The organism is Methanobrevibacter sp. 87.7, assembly GCF_002208625.1.
Classification (GTDB): Archaea; Methanobacteriota; Methanobacteria; order Methanobacteriales; family Methanobacteriaceae; genus Methanarmilla.
In genome coordinates this window covers 1-3,711 of the sequence record NZ_MRCT01000163.1, presented here as the reverse complement: position 1 = coordinate 3,711, position 3,711 = coordinate 1, and the positions used below count along the sequence as shown (strand labels likewise).

Here is a 3,711-nt window from a genome sequence, read left to right as displayed (position 1 = left end):
GTAATATTAAAAATAAAGTCATGTAAATTTTTTAAAAAATTAAGAAAAAATAATTAAAAAATAATCAAAATTATAAAGAAAAAATTAAAATTTTTCAATAAATCAATAAAAATAGTTAAAATATATGAAAACTTTCAAAAAAAATAAAAAAATAAAAAAGAGAAGATTTAATATTTGTAGAAATTATCAAATCCAGCAGGAATAGGTAATCCCATTTTAATTCTTCTTTCTGCTTCTTTTTTATTTTTATCTTTTTTACCTTTAGATAATTTACTAAGTAAACCAAGACCAGGTTTTACATTTTCATCCATAGGTTTAGTTTCAATAACTCCAGCATCAACAGCTGCTTTGAAAATAGAATCTCCATCATCAGTCCTAGTAAATACAGTGGACCAACCATCAGGAGTACCAACAGATCCAGTGGATACATCAGCTAATTCTGCAACATAATCAGGACAAACATTACATGAAGCTTGTTCATAACCATGTGTTTGTTTTAAAGGTATTTTATTATCTTCTTCACCAGTATAAGCAAAGAATTTACCTTTACCAATATCCATTTTAGTAACATCATCCATATTTACTTTCATTTTTTCTTCAACAAAAGTTTCAAGAGATGCAAATGGGAAATTTTCCATACAGAAAATACCAATTAATAATTTAAGTTTATCTGCAACAAAACGAGTTGAAAATGGATAAACTTGCATTTTTCTAATACCCATAATTTGACAAGGAGTACCAACAGTACCTACTTTTTCAAGTCCATATTGTCTTACTGCTTCTTTTAAAGCCCAAACATTAGGAGAATGAGTATATTTAGTTCCTGCTGCATCAATAAGGTCTTCTTTAGACATTGCAATTACAGGTTTTGGTACCCAAGGTTCATCAGAAGGTCCAGCAACAACAGCACCTTCAATAATACCTTCTTCTAAAGCATAAGAAAATAAAGCAGTAACAATTCCACCATCTTGAGATACTTCTTGTATTTTACTATCAGTTGCTCTAGCACATAAAACTTCTTTATAATTACCAAATTCCATGTTTAATCCTCCTATAAATTGAACTCTTTTTTAATCTTATCTAATGGGAACCAAGTTCTAGGACAGTGAACATTACATGAACCACATTTAATACATCTATTAGTATTAATAATAGGTCTACCTTCTATCATATCAATAGCTTTAGTAGGACAAGCTAATGCACAAGTTCCACAACCAGTACATAAAGCTTTATTAATAACATTGGTTTGTAAGTCACAACCACAAGCTAAATTACAATTTGCAATATCTAATGCAGGTTGTAAGTAATCCATATCATTATTGATTAAAGCAACAACAGATTTAGCAATAATTTCAGGAGAAGCAGGACAACCAGGAATAGCAAGATCTACTTTAATTAAGTCACTTAAAGGTACAAAAGATTCATGTTTAGGTTGTGCTTGTTGACCTCCACGAGAGAATCTTGTGAAACAACCATTCATAGCACAAGAACCAAATGCTGCAACTAATTTAGAGTGTTTTCTAGCTTCTTGAACCTCAATTAAACTGTGTTCATCTTGTAAACATACTGAACCTTCAATAAAACATAAATCCATATCAGGCATTTCTTCAGCATAAGTACCATGAATCCATTTATCAACTAAAGTTTGACCATAAACAATATCTACCATATCAGATAATAATGTAGATAAAATATCATAGTTTTCAGTTAAGGACATTACATCTCCAGTACATCCACTTACATGAATATATCCTATTTTAGGTTTGTTAGTTGGTTTTACAGAAACTTGACCTTCTTCATATTTAACCTCAGATTCAACAGGTTTAGTTTCGCTTTTACCAAATGATTTTTTTAATTTTTCAAACATTTAATTAACCCCTATCTCTTTGAATATCATATCAATAGCTTTAGGAATAGCATTTTTAACAGACTCTGATAAGCCTAAATCTATATCTGGTGCAGAAATTTCTTGTGGTTGACATCCAACAATAACAACATCAATTCCTTTGTTTGCTAAATCTTGTAATGGTTCTTCAACAGCCCAATTATGAGCATTTTCATATTTTCCTTTAGGCATCTCAAATGGTGAAAAATATTTCAATGAACCAGGTTCAGCATGATAATCAACAACATCAACAACAATAATCTTTTTCCATGCATCACTAGGAAGTGAGAATATATAATATGTTGCACTAGTACCTGCATCAATAAACTCTACATCTTCAGGAGCTTCTTTATCCTTTAAATATTCTTCTTTAATCGTTTTGATTACATTTGGTCCAAAACCATCATCTTTAAATAAAATATTACCGCAACCAACAACAATAGTTCCTACATCATAAGTCATGATATTCCTCTATAAGTTCACCATATTTTGTTTTAATACACTTTTATCTTCATCATCAACGACCATTACGTGAGTAGCACAAGATAAACAAGGGTCGTATGCTCTAATTACATGAGCACCATATTTATAATGGAAACCTTCAGTAGCAGGACCCATAGTTGGAATATTCCAAGTAGTAGGTACTAAACAAGTATAGTATTGTACTTTTCCATCTTTAATTTGAGTCATATGAACATCAGTTCCTCTAGGTGCTTCAATTACACCTACACCTAATTTATTTGTTCCTCTAGGATCAAAATCAGCTAAAGTTGGAGCAGAAGTATCTAATTGATCAATTAATTCAACTAATCTATTAGCATTTAATTTCATTTCTTCAGCTCTAGCAACATGTTGAGCTACAACACCTTTATCTTTGAAACCATGATACATTTCCATTCTTGCTCTAGGACCAGTTTCAATATTTTTACCTTCCCATAATGGAATAGTTGAACATGCTCTTTTACCTATTTCTTCATCATCATACCATTGTTCAGGCATAATTTCACTGAATTTATCAAAGTCAAAGTAATCTCTATTACCATAATATCCATCTGAAGCAAATGGTTTACATTTAACTACACCTAAATCTTTAGGTAATCCTTTATCAGCGACTAAACCTTCAATTAATTCAGCATGTTTTTCAATAGCTGGTACTAATGCTTTAGCTTTTTCAGTAATTTTTTCTTTTGCTAATGGAGAAATATTTTGTGCCATACCACTTACTCTAATATCAGATGGGTGAATACCTTCTCCAGCAATAGTATCTACAATAAATTGTGCTAATTTCCTAATATTAGATACACTATCTACTGCAGTATTGAATAATTTATCAGGTACAAAATCAGGAGCAATTAAGAAATGGTGAATAGCAGCACTGTCAATACAATGTGCAAATAAAGTCATTTCTCTCATAATTCTAGCAGCTTTAGGTATTTCAATATCCAAAGAATCATCCATAGCTTCTACAGAAGCTAAAGTATGAGGAATAGGACATACACCACAAATCCTTTGACATAAAACAGGTGGAGTTTCTGGTGATCTACCTACAACCATCTTCTCTAATCCTCTGACAGGAGTAATACTAAAATATCTACCTTTTGTAACAATCCCTTCATCATCCACTTCCATAACAAGTTCTGCATGACCTTCTTGTCTGGTAGTTGGAGATATAACTATTTTATCACTCAAATGTGTCACCTCTTTGTTAAAAAAAATTAGAAACTAACGACATTACTAATTATGAAATAAATAATATATATATGATTTTCTTTAAAATAATTAGAAAAATTTAAATAGTATAAATTTTTATTTGAAAATTTTATAAT

General features: G+C 30.4%; 4 protein-coding genes. All 4 read right to left on the bottom strand.

Annotated features, from left to right (window positions below; translation table 11 throughout):
- Positions 1-167: 167 nt before the first annotated feature.
- Genes frhB through frhA form a run of 4 tightly spaced genes read right to left on the bottom strand, consistent with a single transcriptional unit; the run spans position 168 to position 3,574 of the window.
- Positions 168-1,040 carry a coenzyme F420 hydrogenase subunit beta gene (frhB, locus tag BGI41_RS07120; protein ID WP_088539916.1) on the bottom strand — a complete coding sequence of 291 codons (873 nt, stop codon included), beginning with the start codon at positions 1,038-1,040 and terminating at the stop codon, positions 168-170.
- An 11-nt stretch (positions 1,041-1,051) separates the two neighbouring features.
- A complete protein-coding gene (gene frhG / locus BGI41_RS07115) occupies positions 1,052-1,867 on the bottom strand; it encodes a coenzyme F420 hydrogenase subunit gamma (protein WP_088539914.1) in 816 nt (271 codons plus the stop codon).
- Positions 1,868-2,347: a coenzyme F420-reducing hydrogenase, FrhD protein gene (frhD, locus tag BGI41_RS07110; RefSeq protein WP_088539912.1), complete on the bottom strand. Its 480-nt coding sequence runs from the start codon at positions 2,345-2,347 to the stop codon at positions 1,868-1,870. It lies immediately after the preceding gene.
- Between the two features lie 9 nt (positions 2,348-2,356).
- A complete protein-coding gene (gene frhA / locus BGI41_RS07105) occupies positions 2,357-3,574 on the bottom strand; it encodes a coenzyme F420 hydrogenase subunit alpha (RefSeq protein WP_088539910.1) in 1,218 nt (405 codons plus the stop codon).
- Positions 3,575-3,711 lie beyond the last annotated feature (137 nt).

Excerpts from the sequence above, each read along its gene's own strand:
- frhB (WP_088539916.1), bottom strand. The coding sequence starts at position 1,040 with ATGGAATTTGGTAATTATAAAGAAGTTTTATGTGCTAGAGCAACTGAT.
- frhG (WP_088539914.1), bottom strand. The coding sequence starts at position 1,867 with ATGTTTGAAAAATTAAAAAAATCATTTGGTAAAAGCGAAACTAAACCT.
- frhD (WP_088539912.1), bottom strand. The coding sequence starts at position 2,347 with ATGACTTATGATGTAGGAACTATTGTTGTTGGTTGCGGTAATATTTTA.